This is a genomic window from Nocardia sp. NBC_00508 (genome assembly GCF_036346875.1).
Classification (GTDB): domain Bacteria; phylum Actinomycetota; class Actinomycetes; order Mycobacteriales; family Mycobacteriaceae; genus Nocardia.
In genome coordinates this window covers 4,801,705-4,826,031 of the sequence record NZ_CP107852.1, presented here as the reverse complement: position 1 = coordinate 4,826,031, position 24,327 = coordinate 4,801,705, and the positions used below count along the sequence as shown (strand labels likewise).

General features: G+C 68.2%; 22 protein-coding genes. 8 read left to right on the top strand and 14 right to left on the bottom strand.

What is annotated here, in order from left to right:
- The first annotated feature begins 89 nt into the window (after window positions 1-89).
- Entirely contained in the window at window positions 90-806 is a 717-nt protein-coding gene (locus OHA40_RS21370; RefSeq protein WP_330228662.1) for a hypothetical protein, read from the top strand.
- A gap of 22 nt (window positions 807-828) precedes the next feature.
- On the opposite strand, the gene OHA40_RS21365 is transcribed toward OHA40_RS21370, so the two are convergent.
- Window positions 829-1,461: a TetR/AcrR family transcriptional regulator gene (locus OHA40_RS21365; RefSeq protein WP_330228661.1), complete on the bottom strand. Its 633-nt coding sequence runs from the start codon at window positions 1,459-1,461 to the stop codon at window positions 829-831.
- Between the two features lie 168 nt (window positions 1,462-1,629).
- On the opposite strand from OHA40_RS21365, the gene OHA40_RS21360 reads away from it, so the two are divergent.
- Complete coding sequence (locus OHA40_RS21360; RefSeq protein ID WP_330228660.1) at window positions 1,630-2,493, top strand: oxygenase MpaB family protein; 864 nt, start codon at window positions 1,630-1,632, stop codon at window positions 2,491-2,493.
- A gap of 20 nt (window positions 2,494-2,513) precedes the next feature.
- Here the strand turns inward: OHA40_RS21360 and pruA are convergent, their stop codons facing one another.
- From pruA to OHA40_RS21340, 4 genes are all read right to left on the bottom strand, one after another.
- Complete coding sequence (gene pruA, locus OHA40_RS21355; RefSeq protein WP_330228659.1) at window positions 2,514-4,148, bottom strand: L-glutamate gamma-semialdehyde dehydrogenase; 1,635 nt, start codon at window positions 4,146-4,148, stop codon at window positions 2,514-2,516.
- Window positions 4,149-4,513: 365 nt separating this feature from the next.
- The gene (dapC, locus tag OHA40_RS21350) at window positions 4,514-5,623 is read right to left on the bottom strand and encodes a succinyldiaminopimelate transaminase (RefSeq protein WP_330234309.1); all 1,110 of its coding nucleotides are present in this window, start codon (window positions 5,621-5,623) and stop codon (window positions 4,514-4,516) included.
- A gap of 8 nt (window positions 5,624-5,631) precedes the next feature.
- A complete protein-coding gene (gene fdxA / locus OHA40_RS21345) occupies window positions 5,632-5,955 on the bottom strand; it encodes a ferredoxin (RefSeq protein ID WP_014987978.1) in 324 nt (107 codons plus the stop codon).
- Window positions 5,956-6,304: 349 nt separating this feature from the next.
- Window positions 6,305-8,905, bottom strand: coding sequence for a bifunctional FO biosynthesis protein CofGH (locus tag OHA40_RS21340; protein WP_330228658.1), 2,601 nt, complete (start codon window positions 8,903-8,905; stop codon window positions 6,305-6,307).
- A 261-nt stretch (window positions 8,906-9,166) separates the two neighbouring features.
- Between OHA40_RS21340 and OHA40_RS21335 the strand changes: the two genes are divergently transcribed.
- Window positions 9,167-9,664, top strand: coding sequence for a PH domain-containing protein (locus tag OHA40_RS21335; protein WP_330228657.1), 498 nt, complete (start codon window positions 9,167-9,169; stop codon window positions 9,662-9,664).
- A gap of 98 nt (window positions 9,665-9,762) precedes the next feature.
- On the opposite strand, the gene OHA40_RS21330 is transcribed toward OHA40_RS21335, so the two are convergent.
- Window positions 9,763-10,965 carry an IS110 family transposase gene (locus OHA40_RS21330; RefSeq protein WP_330228174.1) on the bottom strand — a complete coding sequence of 401 codons (1,203 nt, stop codon included), beginning with the start codon at window positions 10,963-10,965 and terminating at the stop codon, window positions 9,763-9,765.
- A gap of 304 nt (window positions 10,966-11,269) precedes the next feature.
- Here OHA40_RS21330 and OHA40_RS21325 point away from each other — a divergent pair, with 304 nt between their 5' ends.
- Entirely contained in the window at window positions 11,270-12,862 is a 1,593-nt protein-coding gene (locus OHA40_RS21325; RefSeq protein ID WP_330228656.1) for a PH domain-containing protein, read from the top strand.
- Between the two features lie 70 nt (window positions 12,863-12,932).
- On the opposite strand, the gene OHA40_RS21320 is transcribed toward OHA40_RS21325, so the two are convergent.
- From OHA40_RS21320 to typA, 6 genes are all read right to left on the bottom strand, one after another.
- Window positions 12,933-13,361, bottom strand: coding sequence for a hypothetical protein (locus tag OHA40_RS21320; protein WP_330228655.1), 429 nt, complete (start codon window positions 13,359-13,361; stop codon window positions 12,933-12,935).
- Entirely contained in the window at window positions 13,358-13,516 is a 159-nt protein-coding gene (locus OHA40_RS21315; protein ID WP_330228654.1) for a hypothetical protein, read from the bottom strand. The genes OHA40_RS21320 and OHA40_RS21315 overlap by 4 nt, the downstream gene beginning before the upstream one ends.
- A 36-nt stretch (window positions 13,517-13,552) precedes the next feature.
- A complete protein-coding gene (locus OHA40_RS21310) occupies window positions 13,553-13,771 on the bottom strand; it encodes a hypothetical protein (RefSeq protein WP_330228653.1) in 219 nt (72 codons plus the stop codon).
- A gap of 150 nt (window positions 13,772-13,921) precedes the next feature.
- Window positions 13,922-14,824, bottom strand: a complete 903-nt coding sequence (gene mshB, locus OHA40_RS21305) for an N-acetyl-1-D-myo-inositol-2-amino-2-deoxy-alpha-D-glucopyranoside deacetylase (RefSeq protein WP_330228652.1) — start codon at window positions 14,822-14,824, stop codon at window positions 13,922-13,924.
- A complete protein-coding gene (locus OHA40_RS21300) occupies window positions 14,806-16,533 on the bottom strand; it encodes an ABC transporter family substrate-binding protein (protein ID WP_330234308.1) in 1,728 nt (575 codons plus the stop codon). The genes mshB and OHA40_RS21300 overlap by 19 nt, the downstream gene beginning before the upstream one ends.
- A 979-nt stretch (window positions 16,534-17,512) precedes the next feature.
- Window positions 17,513-19,411 (bottom strand): translational GTPase TypA, encoded by a 1,899-nt coding sequence (gene typA / locus OHA40_RS21295; protein WP_330228651.1) that lies wholly within the window; start codon window positions 19,409-19,411, stop codon window positions 17,513-17,515.
- Between the two features lie 155 nt (window positions 19,412-19,566).
- Here typA and OHA40_RS21290 point away from each other — a divergent pair, with 155 nt between their 5' ends.
- Window positions 19,567-19,743, top strand: a complete 177-nt coding sequence (locus OHA40_RS21290; RefSeq protein ID WP_167489963.1) for a hypothetical protein — start codon at window positions 19,567-19,569, stop codon at window positions 19,741-19,743.
- A 49-nt stretch (window positions 19,744-19,792) separates the two neighbouring features.
- Window positions 19,793-20,080, top strand: coding sequence for a 4a-hydroxytetrahydrobiopterin dehydratase (locus OHA40_RS21285; RefSeq protein WP_330228650.1), 288 nt, complete (start codon window positions 19,793-19,795; stop codon window positions 20,078-20,080).
- A gap of 474 nt (window positions 20,081-20,554) precedes the next feature.
- Here the strand turns inward: OHA40_RS21285 and OHA40_RS21280 are convergent, their stop codons facing one another.
- Window positions 20,555-21,784: a mannosyltransferase gene (locus OHA40_RS21280; protein WP_330228649.1), complete on the bottom strand. Its 1,230-nt coding sequence runs from the start codon at window positions 21,782-21,784 to the stop codon at window positions 20,555-20,557.
- A gap of 323 nt (window positions 21,785-22,107) precedes the next feature.
- Here OHA40_RS21280 and OHA40_RS21275 point away from each other — a divergent pair, with 323 nt between their 5' ends.
- Window positions 22,108-22,902 (top strand): Rv1157c family protein, encoded by a 795-nt coding sequence (locus OHA40_RS21275; protein ID WP_330228648.1) that lies wholly within the window; start codon window positions 22,108-22,110, stop codon window positions 22,900-22,902.
- A gap of 126 nt (window positions 22,903-23,028) precedes the next feature.
- A complete protein-coding gene (locus tag OHA40_RS21270; RefSeq protein WP_330228647.1) occupies window positions 23,029-23,388 on the top strand; it encodes a hypothetical protein in 360 nt (119 codons plus the stop codon).
- A 63-nt stretch (window positions 23,389-23,451) separates the two neighbouring features.
- Here OHA40_RS21270 and OHA40_RS21265 read toward each other — a convergent pair whose 3' ends face one another.
- A complete protein-coding gene (locus OHA40_RS21265; RefSeq protein WP_330228646.1) occupies window positions 23,452-24,165 on the bottom strand; it encodes a DUF1906 domain-containing protein in 714 nt (237 codons plus the stop codon).
- Window positions 24,166-24,327 lie beyond the last annotated feature (162 nt).

Sequence of the window (24,327 nt, the reverse complement as noted above, 5' to 3'; positions counted from 1 at the left end):
ATCATTGGGCAATCGCTCCTGCAGCTGTCCGATTCGCAGGTTTGTCCCGAGTTTGCGGCCGATGCGCACCCAGCGAGCCAGGAGGAGAGATGGGCTATCGAATGACGACGACCGCGCTCGTCGCAGGCGCGTGCCTGGCACTGTTCGCACCGGTCGCGGGGGCCGAGCCGGAGCAGACCGACCAGGCGGCGGTGCCGTCTCGCACCGCGATCTCCGTGCGCACCACCTTCGGTATCGGATGGGGTACCGCCAATGAACACGAATCGCGCTCGAGCCTGTCGCTGGTCAAGCTGTTCATGGCCGACTACGCCCTGCGCCACGGGGACGGTTCGGCCGCCGACCGCGACTTGGCCGAGCGGATGATCCGCTATTCCGATGACGGGGCGGCCAGCATGATGGAGGCCAAGTATCCACAAGCGGTCGCCGCGATCGCCCAGGAGTACGGCCTCACCGAGACGGTTCCCGGTCCCACTTGGGGCGCGGGGGCGACGAGCGCCGCGGACGTGTCCGACTTCCTCGCCGCCAAACTGCGCAATGACCCCGGATCGCCGATCTTCGAGTGGATGGCCGCCGCGGGTTCGATGGCCCAGGACGGCACCGAACAGGATTGGGGCACCGCGCGCTGGCCGTTCGTGCTCGGCACCAAATGGGGCTGGTCGGATTTCGGTGAGCCGGAGGTCGCCTCGGCGTCCTTCGGCAACGGCTTCGCGGTGACGGCGCACACCCGCGGCACCGCGGCCGAGCAGACCGCCGACGTCCTCGCCGCGCTCGGCGCGATGACGAGCGGGCTCCCGCACTTCCGCTGACCCGCGCCGATCCGGACGCGCGTCAGGGCACCCGGAACGACACCACCACGTGGTCGCGCGCGAACCGCCGGATGGCCGCGTCGTCGCCGAGCGGGATCACCGTCTGCGGGGTCAGCGCCAGCGAAAGCGCTGTGCGGGCGATCATCTCGGCCAACGGCTCCGGGTCGTATTCCGGCAGCTTGCCCTCCCGCTGCAGCCGCGTGATGAATTCGGCGAGGTAGTCCCGCCCGAGTTCGATGACCGGGGCGCCTTCGGTGGTGAGGTAGGGCAGCACGAGTTCGGGCTCGGTCGCCAGCAGCCGGTGAATCAGCTGGTTTCCACGCAAGCCGGTGATGAACGCGGCGAACAGTTCGACGATCTGGTCTTCGGCGGTCGCGTCCCGATCGACTTGCCGTTGCAGTGCGGCGTCGACTTCCTCGATGAACTCCCGGGTCTGCCGCAGCCCGACGGCCTTGATCAGATCGGATTTGCTGGCGAAGCGCCGGTAGAGCGTGGCCAGCGACAGCCCGCAGCGGCGCGCGACCTCGACCATGCTGGTGCGCTTGATGCCGAAGTCCAGGAACGCCACCAACGCCGCGTCCAGCACTCGGGCCTGATTGCGGTCCTCCGGGGCCGCGCTGCGCACGAGCGGCAGCAGTCTGGTCAGCGTGGCCATGCCTCCACCCTCTCCGCGTCGGCGAAACAATGACACTTCCAGCATCGCATACCATCACACCCGACTCGGGACCATTGACAGCCCGTCGAGATAATGAGACGGTTGGGGCACAATCTTCTCATTGCCCGAACGTCAGGTCCGGGCGGACACCGAAAGACGAGGTCAACGATGACCGCGCCGCTGGGCACCACCGAGCACGAGCCGGATCCGAGCCTGATCCTGACCCCGGAGACCGTCGCGGAATACGTGGACGGAATCGCCGCTTTCCTCGGCGGCACCGCCAACGTCATCGTGCAGCTGAGCCTGCGCCCGGTCGGCCGCGGTGTCCTGGAGAGCACCGTCGACAGCGGCAAGGTCACCCTGCACCCGATCAAACGGCTGCGCACGACATTGACCTACATCGCGGTCGCTCTCCTGGGTTCGGACGACGAACGCGCCGCCTATCGTGCTGCGGTCAACGGCTCCCACCGCGCGGTGCGCTCGACCGCCGAGAGCCCGGTGAAATACAACGCCTTCGACCCGAACCTGCAACTATGGGTGGCCGCGTGCCTGTACTGGGGCATCGATGATCTCTACACCCGGATGCACGGCCCGATGGACCCTGCCACCGCCGACGCCTTCTATCGCTACGCCGCGCGCCTTGGCACCACGCTGCAGATGCGGCCGGAGATGTGGCCCGCGAATCGTGCGGAGTTCCAGCGGTATTGGGATGAGGGCCTGAAGCAGCGTGCCATCGAACCGGCCCTGCGGGACTACTTCGACGGTCTGATCGACCTGAAGATGATGTCGCGGCCGACGCAACGCGCCTTCGCCGGGCTCCAGCGCTTCGTCGTCACCGGCCTGCTACCCCAGCACCTGCGCGACGAGATGGGCATGACCTGGACCGAGCGCGACCAGCGTCGCTTCGATCGGCTGCTCCGGGCCATCGCGGCGGTGCACACTCGATTGCCCAAGCAGGCACGGATGTTCCCGATGAACGCCTATCTTTTCGACCTGCGCCGCCGGATCCGACGGGGGAAGCCGTTGGTTTAGGCCTACCGCGCCATCCCGTATCACGTGTCCATATGCGGGTAGCGGTATTCGACCGAGGGAACGAAAGTTTCCTTGATCGTGCGCGGCGCGACCCAGCGCAGCAGATTCAGCGGCGAGCCCGCCTTGTCGTCGGTGCCGGAGGCGCGAGCGCCGCCGAAGGGCTGCTGACCCACCACCGCACCGGTGGGCTTGTCGTTGACGTAGAAATTGCCCGCCGCGAATCGCAATGCGGCGTCGGCCTGTTCGACCGCGTTCCGGTCCTGCGCGAACACCGCGCCGGTCAATGCGTAGGGCGCGGCGGACTCGACTTCGGCGAGGATCGCGCTGTACGCGCCGGGTTCGGCGTCGTCGTAGACGTACACCGACAGAATCGGCCCGAAGTACTCGGTGGCGAACGATTCGTCGCGGGGGTTGTCGGTGACGAAGACGGTCGGCCGGACGAACCAGCCTGCACTGTCGTCGTAGCCGCCGCCGACCGGAATGGTGAGACCGGCATCCCTGGCACGCTGGATGGCCGCCACATTCTTGTCGAAAGCCCGCCGATCGATCAGCGCCCCACCGAAATTCGACAGATCCGCGACGTCACCGTAGCTCAGCCCGGCGGCAACGTGCAGGAAGTCATCGCCCATCGCGCGCCACACCGATCGTGCGATATAGGCGCGGGAGGCCGCCGAGCACTTCTGGCCTTGGTACTCGTAGGCGCCGCGAATCAGGGCGGTGCGCAGTGCGTCCGGATCGGCGGAGGAGTGCGCGACGATGAAGTCCTTGCCGCCGGTCTCCCCGACCAGGCGCGGATAGCCGTGGTAGCGGCCGATATTCGCGCCGACTTGCTGCCACAGATACTGGAACGTCTTGGCGGAGCCGGTGAAGTGGATACCGCCCAACCGCGGGTCGGTCAGCGCTACCTCCGACAACTGCACCCCGTCCCCGGTGACCATGTTGATCACACCGGGCGGCAGGCCCGCCGCCTCCAGCAACCGCATCGTGTAAAACGCCGACAAGGTCTGGGTGGGCGAAGGTTTCCACACCACGGTGTTGCCCATCAGCGCGGGAGCGGTAGGCAGGTTACCGGCGATCGCGGTGAAGTTGAACGGGCTGATGGCGTAGACGAACCCCTCGAGCGGCCGGTAGTCCATCCGGTTCCACACCCCGGCACTGGACTGCGGCTGCTCCGCGAGAATGCCGCGCGCGAAGGCCACGTTGAACCGCCAGAAGTCGACCAGTTCGCACGGCGCGTCGATCTCGGCCTGCTGGGCGGATTTCGACTGCCCGAGCATTGTCGCCGCGGCGACGGTCTCCCGCCATGGGCCGGCCAGCAGGTCGGCCGCGCGCAGCAGCACTGCGGCGCGTTCCTCGAACGGCAGCGCCCGCCAGCCGGGTGCGGCCGCCATAGCGGCGTCGATGGCGCCGTGTGCTTCCGAGTGCGTGGTGTCGGTATAGGTCCCCAGCACCTGTCGGTGCCGATGCGGCGCGACGATGTCGTGTCGTTCGCCGATGCCCGGCCGGTGCTTGCCGCCGATCACCAGAGGCACGTCGACGGGCTCGGCGGACAGCTCAGCGAGTTTGCCGAGCAATCGCTCCCGCTCGGGGCTGCCCGGAGCGTAGGTATGCACCGGCTCATTGCTCGGCGTGGGGACAACCGTGACAGCGTCCATAACTTCAGGCTAGCTCCCCCGGCCCGACGCGCGTGTCCGCCGACACACCAGTTCCACCGGCGCGCCATTTCAGCTACAGCGGTCGCTGAACAGAGGCGGATCGTCCCCGGACTGGATTCGTCGCCCCGGTCATCAGCCCGCGGTGCGCCGGCCCGTCGCCGCAGCAACTCGCTCGCCAGTTACGAGCGGCGCGGTCCGGACCGCCGACCCCAACCCGCAGTGAATCGTTCGGCCGCAGCAGCAACGCCCTCGCCGGTCACGAGCAGCGCGGTCCGGACCCCCCACCCCAACCCGCAGTCAATCGTTCAGCCGCAGCGGCAACGCGCTCACCGGTCATGAGCAGCGCGGTCCGGACCCCGCGCCCCTCAGCCCGCAGTAAGTCGTTCGGCCGCAGCGGCAACACGCTCGTCGGTCGCGGTCAGCGCGATCCGGACGTGCTCGGCGGCGCCGGGGCCGTAGAAGTCGCCGGGCGCGGCGAGGATACCGCGGTCGGCCAGCCAGTCCAGCGTGGTCCGGCACGGCTCGCCGCGCGTCGACCACAGATACAGGCCCGCCTCCGAGTGGTCGATCCGGAAACCGGCCTCAACCAGTGCCTTTCGCAGCACTTCGCGGCGTCCCCGGTACCGCTCGCGCTGCTGCGCCTCATGCGCGTCATCGCTCAGGGCGGCGGTCATCGCGGCCTGGATCGGGAAGGGGACCATCATGCCCGCGTGCTTGCGCACCTCGAGCAGCTCGGCCACCAGGGCCGGGTCGCCCGCCACGAACCCGGCGCGATAACTGGCCAGGTTGGAGGTCTTGGACAGCGAATGCAACGCGAGCAGGTTGGTGTGGTCGCCATCGCACACCTCGGGGTCGAGCAGGGAGACCGCACGGCCCTCCCAGGTCAGTCCCAGGTAGCACTCGTCGGAGGCGACGATCGCGCCGCGTTCCCGAGCGAAAGCCACCACCTTGCGCAGGTGGTCGACGCCGAGCACCCGGCCGGTCGGGTTGGACGGCGAGTTCACGTAGATCAGCGCGGGTGTCTGCGGACCGAGCCGGGTCAGCCCATCGGCGCGCAGCACCTGCGCGCCCGCCAGCAGTGCGCCGACCTCGTAGGTGGGGTAGGCGACCTCGGGGACGACCACCAAGTCGCCCGGGCCGAGGCCGAGCAACCGGGGCAGTCCGGCGATCAGTTCCTTGGTGCCGATCACGGGCAGCACAGCCGCCGGATCGAGACCGGTGATCCCGTAGCGCCGCTTCAGCGCGTCGACCGCGGCCGCGCGGAGCTCGGGGGTGCCGTGCGTGGTCGGGTATCCGGGCACTTCGGCGACCGAATTCAGCGCCGCCCGGATCAGCGGATCGACCGGGTCGACGGGGGTGCCGACGGACAGATCGACGATCCCGCCGGGATGAGCGGCCGCCTTCACCTTCACCGAAGCGATGGTGTCCCAAGGAAAATCGGGCAGCTGACCGCTGACCCGGCCACGCGGTGACACGTCAGGTCTCACTCACTCGCCATCGGGGGCAGTTCCTTGATGAACGGCGGGTCGTAGTCGACCTTGCCGACCTTCGTGGCGCCGCCGGGCGAACCCAGCTCGTCGAAGAAGTCGACGTTGGCGTTGACGTATCCGCTCCACTGGTCCGGGGTGTCGTCTTCGTAGAAGATCGCCTCCACCGGGCACACCGGTTCACATGCACCACAGTCCACGCACTCGTCGGGATGGATGTACAGCATGCGACCACCCTCGTAGATGCAGTCCACGGGGCATTCCTCGATGCATGCCTTGTCCTTCACGTCAACGCACGGTTCAGCGATGATGTACGGCACTGCCGCTCTCCTAGTCTGTCCTCGCCTGCGGGATAGTCCGCCCGGCGAAACCCTATCCCGACACCCCACGTTACTACTGGTCAGCCTGCCCTAACTCGTGGCCTTATGCACGCGAAAGTTGTCCCGCCTCTCCGGGTATTCAGGCGGTACCAGTAGATGCCGCAGAACCCGCGTTCAGGTCCTGCGTTCGGTGCTGCTCGAGTTCTGGGCTACCCGGCGAGTTACCCATGTGCTCACGAAATCACTCGTTTTCGCTGAGAATCCTGAGGTGGCCCGCCGTTGCGGACGGCGGGCCACCGCCTTACGACGTTTCGCACAACGCCGTCACCTCGGACGCTGCCGATTCGCGCTATCCGACCGTCAAGGGGAGTGCCGACATCGTCCGCTTCGGCACTCCGTAGGTCGTGGTCCGCTCCCTGGCCGGTCGACCGATGCCGGCGGCGATCTCGACCAGCTCGGCGACGGTCTTCGCCGAGCCGTGCTGCGACCCGGCCATCCGGGAGATGGTCTCTTCCATCAGCGTACCGCCCAGATCGTTGGCGCCGCTGTTGAGCATCACCCGGGTTCCGGTGGTGCCGAGCTTGACCCAGCTGGTCTGGATGTTCGCGATCCGGCCATGCAGCATGATCCTGGCCAGCGCGTGCGCGGCGCGGTTGTCCCGGTTCGTCGGCCCCGGACGCGCGGCGCCCGCCAGGTACAGCGGCGCGCTCTGGTGCACGAACGGCAGCAGCACGAACTCGGTGAAGCCGCTGGTCTCGTCCTGGATTCCGCGCAGTACCCGTAGGTGCCCGACCCAGTGCTTCGGATTGTCCACGTGGCCGTACATCATGGTCGAACTGGAGCGGAGGCCCACCTGGTGCGCCGTGGTGATCACCTCGATCCACGCCGAGGTGGGCAACTTGCCCTTGGTGAGCACCCAGCGCACCTCGTCGTCCAAGATCTCCGCGGCCGTGCCGGGAATTGTGTCCAGGCCGGCCTCCTTCAGCGCGACCAGCCAGTCCCGGATGCTCTGGCCGCCGCGCGAGGCGCCGTTCACGATCTCCATCGGGCTGAACGCGTGCACGTGCATCGACGGCACCCGCTGTTTGACCGCGCGCACCAGGTCCGCATACCCGGTGACCGGCAGGTCGGGGTCGATGCCGCCCTGCATGCACACCTCGGTGGCGCCGTCGACGTGCGCCTCCCAAGCCCGGTCGGCGACCTCGTCCATGCTCAGCGTGAACGCGTCCGCATCGCCCTTGCGCTGGGCGAAGGCACAGAACCGGCACCCGGTGTAGCAGATATTGGTGAAGTTGATGTTCCGGTTCACCACGTAGGTGACGTCGTCGCCGACCGTGTCGCGGCGCAACTGATCGGCCAGCGCGGCGACCGCGTCGAGTTCGGCGCCATCGGCCGTGGCCAGCGCGAGATACTCGGCGTCGCTGAGCCCGGCCGGATCGCGTTCCGCGGCGCGCAGCGCGGCCAGCACGTCCGAGTCCAGCCGGCGCGAGGTCCCGACGGCGAGATCGCGCGCCTGTTCGCGGATCGTGTCCCAGTCGCCGAACGCGCCGACCAGGTCTTGGCCGAGCCCGGCGTCGCTGCGGTGCTCGGTGTTGCGGCCCTCGGTGTCGATGGCGGTATTGAGATCGACGCGTCCAGCCGATTCCCAGGACTCGTCGGGCTCCTGCCAGGGCAGGCCGACCGGTATCGCGTCCGGATTCGCCAGCCCGGTCGCAGGGTCGGTGAGCGCGGCGACGTGCGCGCCGATGCGCGGATCGACCCACGGATTGCCCGCCCGCACATACTTCGGATGCGCCGAGGTCCGCTCCACCAGTTGATAGCCCGCCGCCTCGGTGATCTCGCGCAGCGTGTCCAGGTTCGGCCACGGCCGCTCCGGGTTCACGTGGTCGGGCGTCACCGGCGATACCCCGCCCCAGTCGTCGATGCCCGCCTCGATCAGCGCGCGGCACTCCGCGTGCGATACCAGGTTCGGCGGCGCCTGGACCGGCACGTCGGGCCCGAGCAGGATGCGGGTGACGGCGATGGTGGCGAGGAATTCCTCCAGTCCCGCGTCCGGCACGTCCCGCATCGCGGTGTCGTCCTTGGCGCGGAAGTTCTGGATGATGACTTCCTGGATGTGTCCGAAAGCCTTGTGCTGCTTGCGGATCGCCATGATCGACTCGGCCCGCTCGGCCACCGTCTCGCCGATGCCGACCAGGATGCCGGTGGTATAGGGCACCGACAGGCGGCCCGCGTCGGTGATGGCGCGCAGCCGCACCACGGGATCCTTGTCCGGGCTGCCGTAGTGGCAGTTGCCCTTCTCGGTGAACAGCCGGGTCGCCGTGGTCTCGAGCATCATGCCCATGGACTGCGCGACCGGCTTGAGGCGGGCGATCTCCTCCCATGACATCACACCCGGATTCAGGTGCGGCAGCAGGCCGGTCTCCTCCAGCACCATGATCGACACGGCGCGCAGGTAGTCCAGCGTGGAGTCGTAGCCGCGCTCGTCCAGCCACTGCGCCGCCTCCGGCCAGCGGTCCTCGGGGCGATCACCCAGCGTGAACAGCGCCTCCTTACACCCGAGCGCCGCGCCGCGGCGTGCGATGTCGAGCACCTCGTCGGGTTCGAGGAACATCCCCTTGCCCTCGGCGCGCAACTTGCCCGGCACGGTGACGAAGGTGCAGTAGTGGCACTTGTCCCGGCACAAGCGCGTCAACGGGATGAAGACGTTGCGGGAATAACTGATCGTCTTCGGACGGCCGGTCGAAGCCAGCCCGGCATCGCGCACCCGCGCGGCACTGCGACAGAGGTCGGCGAGATCGTCGCCGGTGGCGTGCAACAGCACCGCGGCCTCGTCCACGTTCAACGTGACACCGTCGCGTGCCCGGCGCAGCGCCCGGCGCATGGCCGATGGAGTGGGCGGCGCGGACGGGACACTCGGGTTCGGTAGGTCGGTCACGCCCTCGATCATGCGCTACACATCCGGAACTGTCTCCCTCCAGTGCTCGACAGTGAGGCGGAGCGGACCAGCCGCGCGGGCGAACGCTCCGCTCACTACGGCGCCCACGCTGGACGCGGGGCGCCGTTGAGCGTTGACAACTGCGCGGTGCCCGAGGCTATTCCGGAGCGGCTCCGGTGCGCGCTGCCCGGCGCACCGTGATGTCGCCTTGCCGCCCCGGTCCGCCGACGCTGGTCTGCGACAGCGGGTGCGCGATCGTGCAACCATGACAGCATGTCGCAGTCGCGCACGATCATGGCCGACCCGGCCTGGCGCCCCAGCCCGAAGGCGAAGCTCCTGTGGACCGTGCAGGCGACGCTGGCGTGGGTGATTCCCCTCGCGGCGCTGATCGTGTGGGCGGCGCTCGACTCCGCGCACCGCGGCTGGCAACTCGGAATCTTCTCGGTCACGCTGGTGCTGGCCGCGCTGAACGTCGGCGTCGTGCCGTGGTGGCGCTACGCGGTGCACCGCTGGGAGGTGACCGATGAGGCGGTGTACACCAGAGTCGGCTGGCTCACCCAGGAGAGCCGGGTCGCGCCGATCTCGCGAGTCCAGACCGTCGACACCGAGCGCGGCCCCCTGGAGCGCCTGCTCGGACTGGCGACGGTCACCGTGACCACCGCGTCGTCGGCGGGAGCGGTACAGATCAGCGCCCTCGATCTCCCGGTCGCCGAGGAGACCGTGACGCGGTTGACCCGGATCGCCGCCCAGCACCGCGGGGACGCGACATGAGCGAGCGTCAGCGAGTGAACGATCGACACAGCCGAGCACTCGCTCGTGCCGGAGCCGAGCGTCAGCGAGGTGCAGGCATGAGTTCCCTGAGTCAACCCCTATGCGGCGATCGGTTGTTGAGTCGGTTGTTTTTTGGTGGGGTCGTAGCAGGTTTTGGTGCGCCAGCAAGCCCAGATGATGCGCAGCCAGGCGCGGCCGAGGGTGCGGATGGCGTGGGGGTGTCGTTGGCCGCGGGCGCGGGCGGCGGTGTAGCGCTGGTCTGCCCAGTCGCTGGCGCGGCGGCTGTTGTCGATCCAGGTCACCAAGGCTTGTCTGGCTCGCTGGTTGGTGGCGTGGCGGAAGGCGACGGTGTGGATTTTGCCGGAGGAGCGGGTGACCGGGGCGATGCCGGTTTCGGCGGCGAGTTGATCGAAGCTGTTGGCGCGCTCCAGGATTGGGCCGACCTCGCCGATGATCTGGGCCAGGTTCAGTGTGCCGACGCGGGGCAGATCGGCCAGCAATCTGGCGTAGGGGTGTGCGGCGAGAGCGTCGGCGATCACGGCGTCGAGTGCGTCGATGCTGGTTTGGATCGAGCGGACGAGCCCGGTCTGGGCGCGGACCAGCTGCGCGATGACCGGCTCGCCGAGCCTGCTGGCCGATGTGGGTGCCTCGCGCAGCCGGGCGAGCAGCTCGGTGCCGGGACGGCGGCCGCTGTAGTGGTGGCGGCGGCAGAACGCCTCGAGGCGGGCCGCGGTGAGCCCAGCAGCGGCCTGCGGGCTCGGGTAGCGGTCCAGGAACGCCAGCGCGATCGGCGAGTGCAGGCTGGCGAAGATCGTCCTGCCTCCGGGCCAGTGCGTGTCCAGCAGCGCGGCGAGTTGATTGACCGCGGCGATGCGCATGCCCAGGTGGTCGCCGCGCTGACGGGTCAATGCCTGCAGTTCGAGCGTTTGCGGCAGGGTCGGGGCCAGTACCGGCAGCCGGTGGCCGTCGGTGCGGGCGTAGTCGGCCAGCTTGAACCCATCGCCGGGATCGTTCTTGGCGCGGGCGGCGCCCCAACGGGGGCGAGCGGCATGAAAAGCGTTGGGGTGCACCGGAATCACCGGATGCCCGGCGGTCAGCAGCCGGTCCACGACCAGCCCGCGGGTGGTCTCGATTGCCACCGGCAACTCACCGGGCCCGCCGTAGCAGGCCAGCCGTGCCAACGCGCGAGCGATGCCGTCTTCAGTATGCGGCACCGGGAAGCGTTCGATCTTGCCACCGGCATCGTCGATCACGGTCACGTCGTGAGTGGTGCTGCCCCAGTCCCAGCCGGCGAACGCCACAGGTGTGCTCCCTCGAGGTCGATGAACTGCCTCCTCGGAAGCGAGGGCCGCCGCCGGAAGCTCATTGATCGGCCCTCTGCGGGGCATGTCCCTGACGCCGGTCCGCGGCCCTCGGCCCGGTGGGGCTGGCAGAACTCATGCTGGCCATCAAATGGCACGCGACGAAGGCCATGCACCCACCGGAACCGAGAGACAACAACCCTAACTGTTCGGGCTGCAGAAGGGATGGTGCCCCAATGAGCGAGCGAACAGGCACAGTCTGGCACCCGCTCGTTCCGAGGGTGAGCGTCGGCAAGGGGGCGCCATGAGCGAGGCGGGCACCGCGCAGATGGAACAGCCCTGGCAGCGGCTCGACAAGCGGATGCTGCTGGTGCATCCGATCACCGAGGTGGTGAAGTTCATTCCGGTGCTGATCGGTTCGGTGATCCTCGGTACCAGCAGCGGCAACCATGTGTGGAGCGTCATTCCGGTGGTGCTGATCGTCGGGTTCGCGCTCACCCGCTGGTTCACCACGACGTACCGCGTCGGGCCCACGCATGTCGAGCTGCGCACCGGGTTGGTGCAGCGCAAGAAACTGTCGGTGCCGCGCTCGCGCATCCGGTCGGTGGACATCGAGGCGGACCTGCTGCATCGGGTACTCGGGCTCGCGGTGCTGGCGATCGGAACCGGGCAGCAGGCCGATTCCGGTGAGCAGTTCAAACTCGACGCCTTGGACGCACGGGTGGTGCCGCCATTGCGCGCCGCGTTGCTCGCGCACACGGCGGGCCAGGTCGACCAGGTCGAGGAACGAAAGGAACCGCCGGAGAACGCATCCGGTGGTTTCGCGACGACGCGAGCTCCGGCGCGTGAGATCGGGCACTGGCGTCCGGCGTGGGTGCGCTACGCGCCGCTGTCGCTGACCGGGTTCGCGATCGTCGCGCCCATCGTCGGCGTCGCCTTCCAGTACGGACTCGGTGAGATCGTGTTCCGCTCGGACGCGGTACACGACGTGGAAGACGGTGGCACGCTGGTGCTGGCGCTCGCCGGCGCCGCGCTGCTCGGCGCCATCGTCCTCGTGGTCAGCGCCGCCGCGTGCGCGCACTACCTGACCACCTATTTCGGGCTGCGCGTCAGCGATGACGGCAAGACCTTGCAGCTGCGCCACGGCCTGTTCACCACGCGCCAGATCACCCTCGACCTGGCCCGCCTGCGCGGAGCCACGGTGAAGGAACCGCTGCTGCTGCGCCTGGCGGGTGGCGCCGAGCTCGAGGCGATCATGACCGGTGAGAACCCGCGGCAGAAGATCCTTCCGCAGGCACCGCGCGGCGCCGTCGAGCACACCCTGAGCCATCTGCTCGCTCCGGACGAGGTGCGCGACAACGCTATTCTCCTCGCGCCGGGCGCAATCCCCAGTGGCGCAGGATCATCGGACGCCGGTCCGGCACCGGGCAGCGCGCCGCTGATCGCCCACGGACCTGCTGCCCGGCGCCGCAGGCACACACGGGCACTCATCCCGGTCGCTTTCCTCGCCATCGTGATGGCCTACCTCGCCCTTGCCGGAGCGGGCTTTTCGCCGTGGTGGTGGTCGGCGCCCGGCCTCGCCCTTCCGGTGGCGCTCGCACTGGCGGAAGACCGTTACCGCGGCCTCGGCCACGCCGTACTGTCTCGCACGGCGACCAGCCCGACCTGGCTGATCACCCGCTCCGGCTCACTCGACCGCGACCGGGACTGCCTGGAGGCGCCCGGTGTCATCGGCTGGACCGTGCGCCAGACGTTCTTCCAGCGCCGCGCCGGTGTCGCCACGGTGGTCGCGGCAACCGCGGCGGGCAAGAAGCGCTACGCGGTGGTCGATATCCCGGTCGACGAGGCATGGGAGCTCATCGAGGCCGTCACCCCGGGGCGGCTCGGCGTGCACTGACCCGCGGGCCGGCGTCGCCGACCGATTGCCGAACCGTTTTCCCCGTGATCTCCACTCTCGTCCGCTGAATTCAGCGCGGGCGGAACGCGCGGACGTTCATCTGGAAGTAGATGTACGCCAGCGGCGGGAGCAGTCCGCAGAACAGCAGAAGCGCCGTTCGCGCATCGCTGCCGAGCAGGACGTCGCCGCCCGGGCCGAGGCTCGCGCAGATCAGGAATCCGAACGCCCAGGCGGCCAGCGGAAGCCCTACGGCCGCGGTGCGCTGGGTGACCGACCGTGCTCCCGCGACGAGCAGCACGTTCACCACACCGGCCAGGACCGCGGCGACCGGGAACGCGATGGTTCCGAGATACGTCGGCAGATACAACACCTCGAGCGACAAGGTGAGCAGCGCGTCCAAGACCAGGAGAACGAGGATCACCGGGGCCAGCGCGCGGCCGATGGCGAGACGAGCGGCACTGGTTGCCACGGCAGCGTGGCCGTCGACGGTCGTCGTCACGGAACCGGTGGGTAGCCGAGGAGGGTCAACAGGTGGCTCTGCATGTCGGCAAACGCGTACAGCACCGTCATATACAGGTCGTGTTGCCCCTGCCAGTGCGGCTTCATGCTGTCGACGAACGCCACGATCGCGTTCTGGAGCTCCCAGTTGTACATACTGGCGAGTCTATTCCGGCGTTCTCCCGCACACGATCAGTTCCCTTCGTCCACCGGGAGGTTCGCGACAACCGGGAACGCGCCCGTGTCCCCCACTCGCTGCGCCGCGATGGCAAGCACCCGCTTGCGTGCGGCGAGCCAGCCGACGACCAATGCGGGGATGATCAGGGCGATGGTCGCGACCGTCCAGGTCCCCACCGGATAGTCGAAGCCGGTGAGCACGACGACCAGGAACGTTGCTGTCCCGGAAATCACCGGAACGGTACATGGCGCACGAATAACACCCGCGGGCAACCCTTCAGCAATGAGAAATAGCCGCTCGGATAGCTTGCGGAAACCAAGGGCGTTATATGCGAAATGTCCGGAAATACTGGGGATCATCCCCGCGACGTCTGCGGGATTCGGTCAGTCCAAGCCCGCGAACAAATCGTGCTCCCGCCCGTCCGGCCCGAGCGGACCGCGCTGACCTCGAGCGAGGATGAAGTGCTCTTCCGGCAGCACCGGTTGGGCAACATTGTTCGACAGGGCGAATTCCCGACCGGACGGCGCGACCGTGACCTGGGTGGCGTGCGCCCGCAGCGCGGCGCGCTTGGCCGTCAGCACATCGGAGACGTCGATCGTGGTGGTTACCGCGTGACTCGGCACGCTCGCGAGCTCCCCTTCGGCGGGCAGCCGCCAACCGGGTGGCAGCGCGCCGGGCAAGCCCTCGACCGTGCGCCGGCCCAGCGCGGCGGTGTGCAGGCGCAGCATATCGGCGTCGGTGACCGTCCAATAGAACTTCGGAGTGTCCCAACCCTGGCCGGCCGCCGCGTGCACGGCGGCCGTGGTGATCTCGTGCGCACGGATGTGGTCGGGGTGGCCGTAGCCGCCCTTCGGGTCGTAGCCGACCACCACTTGCGGCCGCAGCCGCAGCACCAGATCGGTGAGGGCGTGCACCGCCTCGTCCCCGGAACCCACGAACACCCGCGGCTTGTTCGCGGCAGGGGTTCCCGCCATACCGGAGTCACGCCAGCGCCCCGCACCGCCGAGGATGTGCGGCGGGCCCGCGCCCAGCGCGGCCAGCGCGCGGGTCAGTTCGAGGATGCGGTAGCCGCCGAGCTGGTCGGCATGCTCCGCCGCCAGCAGCGCCCATTCGTCGCCGATCACCTCACCCTCCTCGCCGAGGGTGCAGGTGACCACGGTGACCGGCACGCCGCGACGGCGGTAGTACGCGATCGTCCCTCCGGTGGTGATGGATTCGTCGTCCGGATGGGCGTGCACCAGGAGCAGGCCGCCCGTTGCGGCCGAGGTCACGGGATCCTGCGCCACAGCGACGCGTCACCGAAGATGCCGACCTGGATGGCGCCGCTGAGCGAGGCGCCGTCCACCCGGGGCCCGGACGCGGCGACGGCGTTGTCCTGCACGATCGGCAGCACCGTCGCCATGGCCCACAGTTTGGGCTCGGCCTCGACGATCACCCGGCCCACGTCGCCGCCACGCAGCGCTTCATCGATCGCAGGTTGCAGGCTCGGATCACACACGCCGGACAGGTTGCTCGGCGCGCGCTGCGCCGCCTCGGCGATGGCCTGCGCGGGGCCTGTGATCCCCGGCACCGCGGGCGGCGGGCAGCCGTAGCGGGACGCCAGCACGGTCGCCGGGTCCGAACCGGCCACCTCCCAGCCGACGATTGCGTCGACGGTGCCCTCGATCAATTCCGTGCCGTACAGCTCGTCGGCGGCGACGCTGCGCACCGTCGCGTCGATGCCCGCGCTGCGCAATTGGTCGGCGGCGGTATTGGCCACCGCGAGTGCGGTGGCGTCCTTGTCGACCGCGCCGATGCGCACGGTCAGCGGCTTCCCGTCCTTGCCGATGGTGCGCGGCTGCGGTGCGGGCGAGGTCGGCGAGGTAGCCGGCGGCGGCTCCGGCGCCCGGCCGTACCCCGCCGCGGCGAGCAGCGCGAACGCCTCGTCCGCGGACGGCCGAGGCGGCGCGGTCGGGGCATAACCGGGATCGGACGGGGCGAGCACCTGCGCACGAGCGGGTTCCACCCAATTGCCGGTCTGCGCGCCGACCGTCGCAAGCAGGTTGGGGTCGAGCAGCGCCAGTACGCCCGAGCGGACCCGCGGGTCGCTCAGCTCCCCCTTGCGCCCGTTGAGCACCAGGTGCAGCACGCGTGACTGCGGCATGATCGCCGTCCGCACCGACGGAATCGCACCCAGCTGCGCCTGGGTCGCCACGCCGCCGTGGACCAGCGCCATCTGCACATCGCCGGTGCGCAGCGAGCCCGCCAGCTGCGCGGTCGTGCCGCCGCGGCGCAGCAGGATCTGGCCGGGCATGGCCGGTGTCCCCCAGAAACGGTCGTTACGTTCCAACAGCAGCTCGTCGCGTCCCGGGTCCGCCGAGCGGATCCCGAACGGGCCTCCGGACACCCGGACGCCGTTGACCTGGCCGTTCATCCCTCGGGCGAACCCGCCGGGAGCGTCTTTCAGCAGATGCGAGGGCAATAGATCCGTGAACAACTCGCGCCAGCCGGGATAGGGCTGGGACATCACCACGGTGACCGTCTTGCCACCCGCCGACGAGTTCACATCCGAGATCAACCGGTATCCGGCCGGATCGACGACGCCGGGTTCGGAGATCATCTCCTGCCACAGGTAGCGGAAGTCCTCGGCCGCGATAGGCGCACCATCCGACCAGGACGCTTCGTTGCGCAACTTATAGGTGATCGTGAACGGCTCCTCCGCGGTCACGTCGGCGGAGATCAGCAACGACGAGTCCGGCACCCACGCCGTCGCTCCCGGCGTGGTCGGGCTCGGCACCGGCCGGAACGGGCTGGGCATCACCAGCGAGGCGATAGCCGAGGTGGCGGCGGACTGGTCGGAGCGCAGATGCGGATTGAAGGCCGTTCCGATGGTGTCCAAGGCGACGACGACACTGGTCTCCGCGGGCTTGACCGGCGTGGTCTTCGGACTGTCGGTGCTTTCGATGGGCGGCGGCGGGTTCGCCGCACAGCTGCTGATCAGCGCCAGCACCGCCATGGTCGGCAACAACGTACGCCACGCTGCGCGTTTTCCTGCGCCCACTTTCACGCTCGGGAACTCTACCGTACGGCCGAGTCCGCTCGCAGATTCCTGATGTCACGAGAGTGCTCGTCGATACCGATCCCATATCGGCGAAGAAGAAACCGCGCACGCACCACCGTGTCTGCGACACCGCGCGATGCCGACGCCATCGTCACCCGGCAAATATTCGGCGCATCTGCGACGTCCGCAATCCTCGACCATTCGCCGCATCGCAAGCGGAGAGCCCTATCGATATGCACGGCGATGACGCCGACAACTCCGGCGATCGATGGCGCCGCACTCGAAAATGAACAATCGCGCCGACATGCCGAACAGCAGGGAAGCTCCGCACTCGCGCGCGTTTCCAGGGTAGGCGCCGCTGGTTCCCCAGCCGCCAGTCCCCCTGCACAGCAAGGTTTTCCGTCCCCATGCACGCTGCCGGACGCGGCTGGTCGCAGGCGACCGCATGCGCGTAGCGCGATAAACGTAGTGAATATGCGGTACATAATTCCCGAACGAGACCACCGTAAAGATCAATTTCGATGAGCGAATTTCACAGCGAATTGCAGCAACGTCTCGAAGTCGAATCTCGGCCGCCGCAGAAGCGAGCCGGCACGAGTTCCACATTCCGAGAATCTGCGCACGAATCGGAACCAAACGAATTGTCGTGACAATTAACTGCTGAAGGCATCAATCACCCTCTACCAAAGAGGGCTCCCGGCCCGGCGAAAAACCGAAACCAAGCAATTCGATGACTGCCGGGCCGTCCCGCGATGGTGAATTCCTCGGAAAGTCGCCATGAATTGCCGACCAGCCCGCGACGTTTCACCGCTGCCTCTCCCCCAGCCGCGGCGGTCACGAGCACGCCAGCGGATGCCGCGTCATCGATCGGCCATACGAACCGCCCGGAGCCCCGGCGCCAGCGCGACGCCGGGTTCCGTTCCGAGGGAAGTGATTACAGCGCCGCGCGGTCCCGCGCCTTGCGCCGGGACAGTTCCCGAGCACGCTCGTTCCCCCCGAGCATCACCTTGCGCACCCGGACCACCTCCGGCGTGACCTCCACGCACTCGTCGGCGGCACAGAACTCCATCGCGCCTTCCAAATCCAGCTGCAATGGCTTGGCCAGGGTCTCGATCACGTCGGCCGTGGAGCTTCGCATATTGGTCAGCTTCTTCTCGCGGGTGACATTGATGTCGAGATCTTCCGCACGCGGGTTGATGCCGACGATATGGCCCTCGTAGGTGTCCGCGCCGGGCTCGACGAAGAACTGTCCGCGGTCGGCCAGCTGGATCATGGCGAACGGCGTCACCGTGCCCGACCGGTCGGACACCAGCGATCCGGTGTGCCGGGCCCTGATCTCACCCGCCCATGGCGCATACCCGTGCGACACCGCGTTGGCGATGCCGGTGCCGCGGGTCTCGGTGAGGAAGTCGGTACGGAAGCCGATCAGGCCGCGCGAGGGGACGATGAACTCCATCCGCACCCAGCCCGCGGCGTGGTTGTTCATCTGCACCATCTTGCCCTTGCGTGCGGCCAGCAGCTGGGTGATGGCGCCGAGGTATTCCTCGGGGCAGTCGATGGTCAGCTCTTCGTACGGCTCGTGCACCTTGCCGTCGACCTGCTTGGTGACCACCTGCGGCTTGCCGACGGTCAGCTCGAAGCCCTCCCGGCGCATGGTCTCCACCAGGATGGCCAGCGCCAGCTCGCCACGGCCCTGCACCTCCCAGGCATCCGGGCGGCCGATGTCGAGCACACGCAGCGACACGTTGCCGACCAGTTCCTGGTCCAGCCGCGACTTCACCATGCGGGCGGTGAGCTTGTGGCCCTGCACCCGGCCGACCAGCGGCGAGGTATTGGTGCCGATGGTGACCGAGATGGCGGGCTCGTCGACGGTGATGCGCGGCAGCGCGACCGGATTGTCCAGGTCGGCGAGGGTGTCGCCGATCATGATGTCCGGGATGCCCGCGATGGCGACGATGTCGCCCGCCACGGCGACCTCGCCGGGCTGGCGTTCCACGCCGATCGTCTGCAACAGCTCGGTGATCTTCACCTGCTTGACGCCGTCGGCGTGCATCCACGCGACGTTCTGCCCCTTGCGCAGCTCGCCGTTGTGCACGCGGACCAGCGCGAGACGCCCGAGGAAGGCCGAGGCGTCCAGGTTGGTGACATGCGCCTGCAACGCTGCGGCCGGATCGCCCTTGGGCGCCGGGATGTACTCCATCAGCACGTCGAACAGCGCGTCGAGATTCTCCGCGTCCGGCGCATGCCCGTTCTCCGGACGCTCCTTGGACGCCTTGCCCTCCCTGCCGGAGGCGTACAGCACCGGCAGGTCGAGCGCGAGCTCGGCGGCCTCGGCCGCGGCGTCGTCCAGGTCGGAGGCCAGATCCAGCAGCAGATCGTGGCTCTCCTCGACGACCTCCTCGATGCGGGCGTCGGGGCGGTCGGTCTTGTTCACGACCAGGATCACCGGCAACGACGCGGCAAGCGCCTTGCGCAGCACGAATCGAGTCTGCGGCAGCGGTCCCTCGGACGCGTCGACCAGCAGCACGACGCCGTCCACCATGGACAGGCCGCGCTCCACCTCGCCGCCGAAGTCGGCGTGACCCGGCGTGTCGATGACATTGATCACGGTGACCGAACCATCCGGGTGGTGCCGGTGCACCGCGGTGTTCTTGGCGAGAATGGTGATGCCCTTCTCGCGCTCCAGGTCGCCGGAGTCCATCACGCGATCGACGGGTTCGGCCCGCTCGGCGAAGGCACCGGACTGGCGCAGCATGGCGTCGACCAGGGTCGTCTTACCGTGGTCGACGTGGGCCACGATGGCGACGTTGCGAAAATCGCGTGCAGACGACACGCCTGAATCCTCCTGCTGTTAGGTGTTGGTGCTCGGCCGACCCCTGCAGACAGGTGGAGAATCGAAACTCACCGGGCATCGCGGCCAGGTACACCCTACCGGCAGTCCGGTTCCCGCAACGTTTCAGGCTTTGTACTAAGGGTATGCTAACCGCCGTGGGCAAGGTCAAAGCCAAGCAGGTGTCGAGCCTGAAGCCGAAGAAGAAGTGCTGTCGGAAGAAGACGCGCTGCGTAAAGTGCCCCGTTGTGATCATGCGGATGAAGAAGTGCGAAGCCGCAGGGATCTGCGGCAAGGATCTGAAGAAGGCACTCAAGCAGGCGCGCGCCGCCTGATCAGCGCCGCACCCTTTTCGGGGCGGCCCGATGCGAGGAGTAAGGAGCTATGGCGCAGCAGACACTGCTCTCCGATACCGAAATCGCCGAGGCCCTCACCGAGCTGCCCGAGTGGGCTCGATCAGGGGACAGCCTGGTCCGCACCGTCAAGGCGCCCACGTTTCCGGCGGGCATCGAACTCGTGCGCCAGGTCGCCGAGGTCGCCGAGACAGCAGGCCACCATCCGGACATCGACATTCGTTGGCGCAACGTCACCTTCACACTGTCCACCCACTCCGCGGGTGGGCTCACCGCGCTGGACGTCGCGCTGGCGCACGAAATAGACCGCTGTGTCTGATTTGCGGCACCTGCGGTGCCGCGTGTTCGCGGCCCCCTGATGGCTCGCGTCCGAGCGACCGCCGCTGGCGACTTCGTCGCGGACGCGGCGGCCGCTCGGACGCGAGCCGGGCCGCGAACAGGCAATGCTCGGTCTCGCTTCGCTCGAAAACGGGAGTCGGGCCCAGTGGTCACGTAGTGCGGAAACCACAGCACCTATGTTCGCCGACACCCGTGTGGGCTAGTGGCTGCCGCTGGCGATTCGTCGCGGACGCGGCGGCCGCTCGGACGCGAGCCGGGCCGCGAACGGACAATGCTCGGTCTCGCTTCGCTCGAAAGCGGGAGCTGAGCCGGGGTGTTGCGCTTGCACCTGCGCTGAAAACCCGGATGTTCGGCCTCTGGAGATGGCCACCGGGCTCGACGGCTGTCAACACGCGAGGCCATCCACAGTTACGTCGGCTCCTCCTCCGGGTGGGCTAGCCCCACGCAGCGGTGTCTAGGCGCCGCGTGCGGGGCCCTCCGCGGCAACGCGCGCTTCCTGCTCTGGGCTCGACCGCGCGCGGCGGTGTCCGGACCGGATCATCCAGAGGAAGAACACCACGACGCCGAGGACGTCGACCGCGCCGAGCCAGGCCAACACGCCCGGACGCGAAATGGTCCAGATCGAATCCTGGAAGAACGACAGCACCCACGGCACGCCGACGAGCATGGTCACCACCCAGAATCCCGCCATGATCCGCGCGCCCGGTGCGGAGCGCAGCGGCCCGTAGACCAGCCACAGCACCGTCGGCAGCAGCCACACCCAGTGATGCGACCAGGAGATGGGCGAGATCATCAGTCCGAACAGCTGCACCACGATCAGTGTGCCGAGCCGGTCGTCCGGCTCGAGCGAGCGCCAGGCCAGGAATCCCAGCACCGCGACCACCAGCACAGCCGCGATCCACCACGGTCCGGATTCCACGTCGTATCCGAGGATTCGGCTCAGCGCGCCGCGCAGCGACTGGTTCCACACCGAGCCCACCGGCCCGATCCGATCGGCGTCGCCGAGCAGCGTGCCGAAGTACCTCCGCGCCTCGATCGGCGCGATCAAGAAGCTCAGTCCCACCGTCGCGCCGAAAACGAGCACGCACCACGCGACGGTCGCCCACCGCCGCCGCGCGACGAAATACAGACCGGTGATCGCGGGCGTCAGCTTGACGCCAGCGACGATCCCGACCAGCCCGCCGGAGACCCACCATCGCGAACTGCGCACCGCGAGCATCGCGCCGAGCACCAGGAACACGTTGACCTGGCCGTAGTCCATCGTGGTCCGCACCGGCTCCAGCCACAGCCCCAGCGCGGTCCAGCCGACTGTCACCGCCCGCCACTGGGGCGCCCGCAGTGTCTCCGCACCGAACATGAGCTCGAAACTGACGTGCACCACGGCATACAGTGCCGCGGCGATGGCCAGCAGCCAGGCCACCGCGACGACGGTGAACGGCAGGTAGTGCAGCGGGAAGAACACCAGTGCCGCGAAGGGCGGATAGGTGAACGGCAGCGGGAAGTCCGGGGTCTTCTCCGCATAGGTGAAGTCGTAGAGCTGATCGGTCAGCAGCGCGGCCGATCCGCCGACGTAGACGTGCAGGTCGACGAGGTTCATGCCGTTCGGAGACAGCAACATCCAGAGCAACCGCGCCAGCACGGACAGACCGAGCACCGACACAGCCCATCGGAGGTGACGATTCAAATCGCTGCTTTCGGTTCGGGTGCGGTGCGTCGGTTCGGCACGCCCGAACTTCGGAGTGTTCCGGCGACAGCGCGGACGGCACGGATTAGATTAACCGCAGCGCGAATCAACCCCGCGCCACCCTCGAACCACTGGTAACATTTGCATCAAATTTCACACCAGTAACACCAGTGGCGCACTATCGTCTGTTAACACTGATCGTCCACAGCGCCATTCGGACGTCGCGGCTGTACACATAGCCGCAATGTCCCTAGAGTGACCCCCGAAACGATGCCTTTTAGGATCGAACCCAGTTGTACCCCGAGGTAAGGACGGCCAGACCAGTGCTTCGCACCCGAGGATCGCGGATTGCATTGTCCGCACTCGCCATCGCGGCGAGTGCCACGCTCGCCGCACCGACGACAGCAATCGCTGCCCCCGCCCCCGCGGCGACCACGCAGAGCGTTCCGATGGTCCCCGAGGGCGTACCGGTGGACGCGCTGGCCGCGCTCGCTCCCGCCATCGTCGGGGCCGTCGCGGGCCCGGCGGACATCGCGAGCCCGGCAGGTATCGCCGGCCCGCAGTCGGCGATTCTGGACCAGGCACGCAGGCTGCTCGCCACGCTGAATCTGCCGCCGCAGATCAAGTCGACGCTGGAGCGGATCATCACCTTCCTGGACGGCAGCGGCGGCGGTGGCCCCGAGGTGCCGCAGGACGGCCCGGTGATCGCGCAGTTCCTGTACCCCACCATCGGCAAGGGTTGCATCAGCCCGACCGCCGACTCGATCGGCACCGCGCTGGCCGTGCCCGGCCCGGCCACGCTGCCGCCGCCCGGCCCGCAGGCCGGTCAGACCGGATTCGTGTTCACCGCGCTCGGCACCAAGTCGCCTACGCCGGTGCAGAACCCGCCGATGACGGTGCAGTGGCTGAACCTGGACACCCGCCAGTCCGGCGTCCTGCCGCTGACCGACGAGGCCAAGATCAACCCGGACGGCCCCGCCACGCTGTCCGCGATCGCCAATACCGGTTTCGGCCGTGTCGTCGCCGTCGTCGGCGGCTCACTGACCACCCAAGCCGGCGACGCCGCGCCGCGGACCTGCTCGTTCCTGCCGACCCTCGGGTTCTTCACGGTCGGCTGATTTTTCGGTCGAGGGCGGCGACTCCATCGGGGTCGCCGCCCTCGCTGATTCCTACGCCGATGACATCCCGGAAGTATCTGCCGCGATGGCGCATGAGTCCGCCAGGACTGTGGTAGACCGCTAACTATGGCGACCCTCGATAGTTCGATACACCCGGGTCATTCGATCCGGAGCAAGCGCTCGCGCCGCTCGATCTTGTCGATCCGCTCCGAAGGTTCGATTCTGTCGATCGGCTCGGCCTATTCGATCCTGTCCATCGGCAGCGTCGGCTCGGTGCTGTCGATCGGGTCCGTGGGATCGTTCGGGTCGGCGATCTCGTCGTTCTCGTTCACCAGCCTCGGTTCCGCGTTCTCCGGTTTGTCCCGGTGGTCGCTGTTCTCCTGGCGGGCCGACCACGAAGCGCCGGACGGCCGCCCATCACTGCGGGTCGTCCCGGACGACGAACCCGACTTGCGGGTCGCACCGCTCAGCCATAGTCAGACGTAGCACCTGCCCCGGCCGATCACTCTGCACTTGCATCCGAGTGCTCCGCACCGCGAGACCGGGCATTCACCACTGCCCATATTCCGGTGCGAGCACATTGTTCAGATCTATCCCCACCCCGTCGATGGATCGCTTGTCGATTTCGAATTGGTGCAGGTGCGCCGCGGGGTGCACGAAGCCGTCCGGCGTGCCCCAATCGTGCTGCCAGTACCAGGAACACAACCCTGCGGCCGCAGCCAGCTCGATGGTCGGGGAGTTCGCGTAGACGCCGGTGTTCTCCTTGCCGAGCACAGCCTGCCAGCCCAGCAGGTACGGCCCGATCATGGTGGCGAAGTCGACCGCGGAGGGGTTGTCGTCGATGGACGCGTAGATCGGCGCGTTGTCCGGGCCGCCTGCGGCGCGATGCAGCGCGAGACCGCGCTCGGCGTGCCGCTTGCCCGCCTCCAGCCCGCCACGCCAGTCCGCGGTCGGCCCTTTGCCGAACTGGTAGTTCGAAACGATCCGCAGACCAGCTGCTTGCAACTGCTCGACTTCGGCGACGCGCAGCGGCTTGCCGACCATCCACTCGGCGCCGGGCCTGCGATCGGAGACATAGCGAATCACGCCGAGGTGTCCCGCTTCTTTGATCGCAGCGGCCGAGGGAACGCCGCCCGCGTAATCGACGAGGGTGCCGAGCGAGGGCCGCCCGGAGGCCGGGGCCGCCCCGGCGGTCACGCCGACCACGGCGGCCGCGGCCGCATAGGCGAACAGATCACGCCGGGATACCGAATTGGAACGCATCGTGGACTCCTTCGCGCAACCCGACCTGGATAGCAGCGTGCCCGGCGCACCTTCCCCTGTATCTCTCGCGCGCCGGGAGCCTCGAACGTGTACTTATTTCACCACATTCACACGGGAACCGCTAGACCCAGGAGACACATGTTTCACATTGGCCACACGCGG

What these genes read in the sequence shown, in the direction of transcription:
- OHA40_RS21370 (WP_330228662.1), top strand. Translation starts at nt 90, where the DNA reads ATGGGCTATCGAATGACGACGACCGCGCTCGTCGCAGGCGCGTGCCTG.
- OHA40_RS21335 (WP_330228657.1), top strand. Translation starts at nt 9,167, where the DNA reads ATGTCGCAGTCGCGCACGATCATGGCCGACCCGGCCTGGCGCCCCAGC.
- pruA (WP_330228659.1), bottom strand. Translation starts at nt 4,148, where the DNA reads ATGGACGCTGTCACGGTTGTCCCCACGCCGAGCAATGAGCCGGTGCAT.
- OHA40_RS21300 (WP_330234308.1), bottom strand. Translation starts at nt 16,533, where the DNA reads ATGGCGGTGCTGGCGCTGATCAGCAGCTGTGCGGCGAACCCGCCGCCG.
- OHA40_RS21340 (WP_330228658.1), bottom strand. Translation starts at nt 8,905, where the DNA reads ATGATCGAGGGCGTGACCGACCTACCGAACCCGAGTGTCCCGTCCGCG.
- OHA40_RS21270 (WP_330228647.1), top strand. Translation starts at nt 23,029, where the DNA reads ATGGCGACCCTCGATAGTTCGATACACCCGGGTCATTCGATCCGGAGC.
- OHA40_RS21365 (WP_330228661.1), bottom strand. Translation starts at nt 1,461, where the DNA reads ATGGCCACGCTGACCAGACTGCTGCCGCTCGTGCGCAGCGCGGCCCCG.
- OHA40_RS21265 (WP_330228646.1), bottom strand. Translation starts at nt 24,165, where the DNA reads ATGCGTTCCAATTCGGTATCCCGGCGTGATCTGTTCGCCTATGCGGCC.
- OHA40_RS21325 (WP_330228656.1), top strand. Translation starts at nt 11,270, where the DNA reads ATGAGCGAGGCGGGCACCGCGCAGATGGAACAGCCCTGGCAGCGGCTC.
- OHA40_RS21360 (WP_330228660.1), top strand. Translation starts at nt 1,630, where the DNA reads ATGACCGCGCCGCTGGGCACCACCGAGCACGAGCCGGATCCGAGCCTG.
- OHA40_RS21315 (WP_330228654.1), bottom strand. Translation starts at nt 13,516, where the DNA reads ATGTACAACTGGGAGCTCCAGAACGCGATCGTGGCGTTCGTCGACAGC.
- OHA40_RS21285 (WP_330228650.1), top strand. Translation starts at nt 19,793, where the DNA reads ATGGCGCAGCAGACACTGCTCTCCGATACCGAAATCGCCGAGGCCCTC.